The organism is Streptomyces bambusae (assembly GCF_019400985.1).
Classification (GTDB): Bacteria; Actinomycetota; Actinomycetes; order Streptomycetales; family Streptomycetaceae; genus Streptomyces; species Streptomyces bambusae_A.
Map to the genome: position 1 here is coordinate 1 of NZ_WTFF01000423.1, position 5,270 is coordinate 5,270.

At 68.7% G+C, this 5,270-nt stretch carries 6 protein-coding genes and 1 pseudogene; 5 read left to right on the forward strand and 2 right to left on the reverse strand.

The genetic code is table 11. The annotated features are described in order from the left end of the window. The 5 genes from GPJ59_RS33125 to GPJ59_RS33145 all read left to right on the forward strand — a co-directional run. The coding region (locus GPJ59_RS33125) for a thiol-disulfide oxidoreductase DCC family protein (RefSeq protein ID WP_374200982.1) at nucleotides 1-493 on the forward strand (493 nt) is incomplete at its 5' end. Further along, nucleotides 486-1,232, forward strand: a complete 747-nt coding sequence (locus GPJ59_RS33130) for a TetR/AcrR family transcriptional regulator (protein WP_219671618.1) — start codon at nucleotides 486-488, stop codon at nucleotides 1,230-1,232. The genes GPJ59_RS33125 and GPJ59_RS33130, both read left to right, overlap by 8 nt. Before the next feature lie 234 nt (nucleotides 1,233-1,466). Further along, the gene (locus GPJ59_RS33135; protein ID WP_258025285.1) at nucleotides 1,467-2,198 is read left to right on the forward strand and encodes a helix-turn-helix transcriptional regulator; all 732 of its coding nucleotides are present in this window, start codon (nucleotides 1,467-1,469) and stop codon (nucleotides 2,196-2,198) included. 241 nt (nucleotides 2,199-2,439) lie between these two features. Further along, nucleotides 2,440-2,799 (forward strand): hypothetical protein, encoded by a 360-nt coding sequence (locus GPJ59_RS33140; protein ID WP_219671620.1) that lies wholly within the window; start codon nucleotides 2,440-2,442, stop codon nucleotides 2,797-2,799. Between the two features lie 379 nt (nucleotides 2,800-3,178). After that, nucleotides 3,179-4,510: an outer membrane protein assembly factor BamB family protein gene (locus GPJ59_RS33145; RefSeq protein WP_219671621.1), complete on the forward strand. Its 1,332-nt coding sequence runs from the start codon at nucleotides 3,179-3,181 to the stop codon at nucleotides 4,508-4,510. Nucleotides 4,511-4,566: 56 nt separating this feature from the next. On the opposite strand, the pseudogene GPJ59_RS33150 reads toward GPJ59_RS33145, so the two are convergent. Together GPJ59_RS33150 and GPJ59_RS33155 are read right to left on the reverse strand one after the other, a co-directional pair. Beyond that, a pseudogene (locus GPJ59_RS33150) lies at nucleotides 4,567-4,848 on the reverse strand (ATP-binding protein); the annotation flags it as partial. A 91-nt stretch (nucleotides 4,849-4,939) separates the two neighbouring features. Continuing rightward, the coding region (locus GPJ59_RS33155) for a zinc ribbon domain-containing protein (RefSeq protein WP_219671623.1) at nucleotides 4,940-5,270 on the reverse strand (331 nt) is incomplete at its 5' end.

Sequence of the window (5,270 nt, forward strand, 5' to 3'; positions counted from 1 at the left end):
GGTCGCACCCGGCCCCGCGCCTGCGCCCGCGCCCGCGCCTGCGCTCGCGCCCGTCCGCCGGCTGACCGTCCTCTACGACGCCGGCTGCCCGCTGTGCGTGCACATCCGGCACTGGCTGCTCGGCCAGGCCCAGCTGGTGCCGCTGGCCCTGGTGCCCGCGGCCTCCTACGAGGCCGTGAGCCTCTTCCCGCGCCTCGACCACGGGGCGACCCTGCGGGAGATCACCGTCGTCGGCGACCGCGGGCAGGTGTGGACCGGCACGGACGCCTTCATCGTCTGCCTGTGGGCCCTGGCGGAGCACCGGCCGAAGGCCAACTGGCTGGCCACGCCCGCGGGTCGGCCCTTCGCCCGGACCGCGATGCTCGCGGCCGCCGCCTGGCGCGGGGCCACCCGCCCCGGCGGGGTGCCGGACGGGGCCGGGGCGGACGGCTGCGGGGACGACCTGTGCGCCGTACCACCCACGGGCCCCGATAGGCTCGGACACCGTGACTGATCAGAAGGCTGCCAAGAGCGAGCAGACCCGCACGCTCATCCTCGAGACCGCGCTCCGGCTCTTCCAGGAGCGCGGTTACGACAAGACGACGATGCGCGCCATCGCCAAGGAGGCGGGGGTCTCGGTCGGCAACGCCTACTACTACTTCGAGTCCAAGGAACACCTCGTCCAGGGCTTCTACGACCGGATCGGCGCCGCCCACCAGGCGGCGATCCGGCCCATCCTGGAGCGGGAGACCGACCTGCAGAAGCGGCTCGCGGGCGTACTGACCACCTGGCTGGACATCGCTGCCCCGTACCACGAGTTCGCCGCCCAGTTCTTCAAGAACGCCGCCGACCCCGCGAGTCCGCTCAGCCCCTTCTCCGCCGAGTCGGAGCCCGCGCGCAAGCAGGCGATCGACATGCACCGCGAGGTGCTGGCGGGGGCGAAGACGAAGGTGCCCGCCGAACTGGCCGACGTACTGCCGGAGCTGATGTGGCTCTCGCAGATGGGCCTGGTGCTCTACTGGGTCTTCGACCGCTCGGAGAACAGCGAGAAGACCCGCAAACTGGCCGAACGCGGCGCCCAGCTGACCACGCGCGGCATCGTGCTGGCCCGCTTCCGCGTACTGCGGCCGCTGGTGCGGGAGCTCCACGAGCTGTTCGCCGACTTCCTGCCCGGCATGGCGCAGGTGGCCGTGGGCCGCAAGAAGGCCTCGGACCCGGACGCGGGTCCCGAGGAGGGCCCGGAGGTCGGCTGACCGGCATCGACCGCGGGGCAGGCACCCGCCTCCCGGTCAGCGTGCCGCCCCAGGCGAACAAGCTTTCCATGGGGCGAAAGTGCAGGTGATGATGACCGCCGAACCTGCCATCAGGCACGTCCGGACGAAAGGTGCCCTGCGAGGATGCCGACCAGTGACAGAGGCCGCCTCAAGGCCATGCTTCAGGCCCGCCGCGCTGCGATCGCCCCCGTCAGTGCGGGATTCCCCCCACGGATGCCGGGCCCCGGCCGACGGGCTACGGGCCTGAGTCAGCAGCAGATGGACTCCCTGCTCACACGGTCCCCCGGCACGTACAACCGGCTGGAGAACGGCCAACTGGCCCACCCCGGTACCCATCTCCTCACCGCCGTCGCCAGGACACTGTGCCTCGATGAGCGGGAGTGGGTGTTCCTGTGGCAGGTCACTCGCAAGGAGAACCCGCCTCACCCACTGCACGGCGCCTCAGGCATGTCGATCGCGGGGGTCTGGCAGCATGTCATCGACCAGCTCAGTGGCGTCATGGCGTACGTCAGTGACGCCGAGTTCAACGTCACTGCCTGCAATGACGAGTTCCGCCGGCTTTTCCCGGGCGGACAGGCCCCGGCCAACGTGATGCGGTGGCTGCTTCTGGACACACAGGCCCGCACCGACATCTTCATCGACTGGGAGACACGCTGGGCACCCGCCATGATGCCTCACCTGAAGCAGGGTGTAGACCTCCGGCCGGGCAACGGCGGGCTCGCCCGTCTCGAAAGAGACGTCCTCGACGACCCCGTTGCCGGCCCTCTCTACAGGGGCTGCGCCGCCGCGCCCGCACCGTTCTACGACGGCTCTGAACTCCCCCTGTGTCACCCCGTCCATGGGCCCGGCTGGATCACGACGTGTCTCGCCGAACCCACCACCGCACCCGGCGCCATCGTCAACTTCAGCACCTACACACCTGGGGCCTCCAGCACCCAGGCGTAAGCGGAATCGACCCTGCCGTATATTCCGGCAATCAGAACGGTCAGGAAGATATCGACTCCCCCTTGGTCGGACCGGCCCAATAGGCGACGCAGCACGAATTCTATGCACAATTTTCGCCAATAATCAGCACCTCAAGTTCGGCTCAAATGGATTGCCGGCAACCTTCCTTGCGTGCGAGAGTCCATCTCGGCCCAGAAAATACCGGGCGCGACCAATCTCTTTCCCAGGGGGAATTCCTACAATGAGTGCTATTCGCATCGGCGCCAAGGCCACGGCGATTGCAGTGCTGGCCGTGTCCATGCTCGGAAGCACCGCCTACGCCGCACCGCAGGCCGCTGCGGCCACCACGAAGTCCTGGGCCTGCAGCAGCCCGTCGTGGGAGACCTTCAATACGTCGTACTCGAACGGCCTCAGGTCCACCAAGGTCTACTTCAACAACCACTGCAGCCACCAGGTGAAGTACCACGTGCGGATCCTCAACACCAAGGACCAGGTGACCCGCATCTCTCCTTGTGTCACGGCCTACCCCAACACGAAGAGCTACCACACGTTCAGCAAGGGCCTCATCGATGACGTCGTAGCCGTCGTCAAGGGGTGCTGACACCCTCCGAGGAGGACGTGAGCACGCGCCGATCCGCGAAGCTTGATTTTCGCTCACCACTTTCGGCGTGAACAAGATGAACGGGCGGCGGCTCTCGCCAGGTATGAATGGGATCGAAATGCATCCACCAGGCGGAGCCGCCCACCTTTCCATCGGTCACTCACATCGAATGACCGCGAAGTACGCGGCGGACTCGACAGGAGGCGGGTGGCCCGGTCCAGGGTCATCCCCAGGGTGACCTCACCGGCGTCACCCGATCAGTGACCACGCTGATAACGCTCACTCGACCTGGCGGCCCCGATCCCTATGATGATCACCGCCGAGGAACGCAGGGAAGTCCGGCGGGCCGCGACGGCGACATGCTCTGGGGGGAGCGATCGTGATCGCACAAGGGAATGACGGACCGTCCATCAGACGGACCGGGCGGACGCCGTCCATCGTGCTGGTGGCCCTGGTCGCCTTCTGTTCACTCATCGCCGGGTGCTCCTCGGCGGGTGACGAGATGGACGTCGTCTGGGACACCCCCGCGGACCGCAAGACCGAACATGAAGGCAACGGGGCCTGGCTGTCCGGCGACACCCTGGTCCGCAGCCGCTTCGATGCGGTGAGCGGCTACAACGCCGCCGACGGCAAGCAGAGTTGGGAGTACGTGCCGCCCGGCCGCTCAGCGATCTGCTACACCGCCGCCGACACCGACAGCGCGGTCCTGGTCCTCACCCGCGACGGGGACGGCGGATCCGGCCCGGCCAAGGACAAGGCCTGTACCACCGCCGTCGCGATCGACATGAAGAACGGCCGCGAGCTCTGGCAGGCGCCCGTTTCCGCCGCCGAATCAGGTCTGTACCGCCTCCGGTCCTACGTGGTGTCCGCCGGCAGCGGACTTGTCGTGCTCCGCATGGGGGGTGAGCTGCAGGCCTTGGACGTACGCTCTGGGAAGCCGCGCTGGAAGGCGGCCCTCCCCGAGAAGTGTGTCGCCGGCGGGACCGCGATGGCCAAGCGCCAGGTCGCCGCCCTCCTCGCCTGTGGCGGCACCGACCGTACCCTGGACGGCGAGATCCCCAGGAACGCCGAACTGCACGCCGCCACCTTCAGTCCGGCCACCGGGGCGCTCCAGTGGTCCGCGCCGCTCGGGGCCCGCAGCCCCGTCCCCCATGACTCCAACGCCGGATTCGTCTCGGCCGACCCGGTGATCGTGGCAGCCTCCCAATCGGGTGACTCCGACAGTGGGGCCTACTTCTCCTTCGGCCCGGGCGGGCACCCCAACCCGCCGATCGAGTTCAGTGGCTCCTACGGCGAGATCCCGATGGCATATCGACTCAGGGCGGCTGCGGACGACAGCCGGCTCTACGCCCTGCCCCGCCGAGGAAAGACTCCGCGCTACTACTCCCACCGCCTGACCGCCTTCGACCTGGCCACCGGAAAACCCGTCTGGGGTGCGTCGGCCGATGACGACCGCCTCGACGGCGACCACGGGTACCGCCTTCTCCCCAAGGACGGGAGACTCACCGTCCTCACCTCGCTCGACGACAGCGATGTCTACGGCCTGCGGGTCCTGGACGCCGCCACGGGCAAGCAGCGCGACGCCCGTACCTTCCCCGAGGGACAGGACCCCGCTGACACGGTCTTCGAGTACAAGGACCGGCTCATCGCTGCCTGCTACGAGTCCCCCTCGTCACCTTCCAAGCCGTTCACGGCCTACCGGCGCCACTGACCGCCGGTCATGGGATGTCGCGGAACCAGCCGCCAGGCCGGAAAGCGGTCATGAGTTCAGGGCTTGTGCTTGGCGACATCCGCCCAGACCGTCTTGCCGATGACGCGGTCGGCGACGCCCCACGCGGACGCCAGCGCCTCGACGAGGCGCATCCCGTAGCCGCCGCCCTCGCCGTCCGGTACCGGCCTGACGACCGGCTGCGGCTCCTTGCGGGCGTCGGAGACCTCGACGCGGAGGACGTGCTCCAGCTCCGTCACGCGGAGTTCGAAGTCGCGGCCCGGGACGCGGCCGTGGCGTACGGCGTTGGAGGCGAGTTCCGCCACGACGAGGGCGACCTCGTCGGAGGCGGGCCCGTTGTACGGGAACCGTTGCTCAGAGCCTCAGCAGCTCTCAGCATTCCGGGCATTTCCGCCCGGAAGGTCCGTCTCATCACCAGAGCGTGAGGGCTTCGGCTTGAGTACGGTCTCTCGTTTCCGTCTGCCGCTGGTGCGGTAGGGCTGCGCCACCTGCCCGCCCCGCTTCCGCCTTGCGGCGGGAGCGGGTGGCGCGGGTCTTCTGGTCGGCTCCACGAGGCTTCGGCACCCGCTTGGGGGTGTCCTGGTCTCCGGCCACTCCGGTACCAGTTACTGCGGCTGCCGCGAGGGCGGCGAGGTTGAGCGCGGCGTTGTCGTCCCGGTCGATGACCAGGCCGCAGGCGTCGCATTCGTAGGTCCGGACGTGCAGCGGCAGCTTGGCTTTCGCCGCGCCGCACCCGGAACAG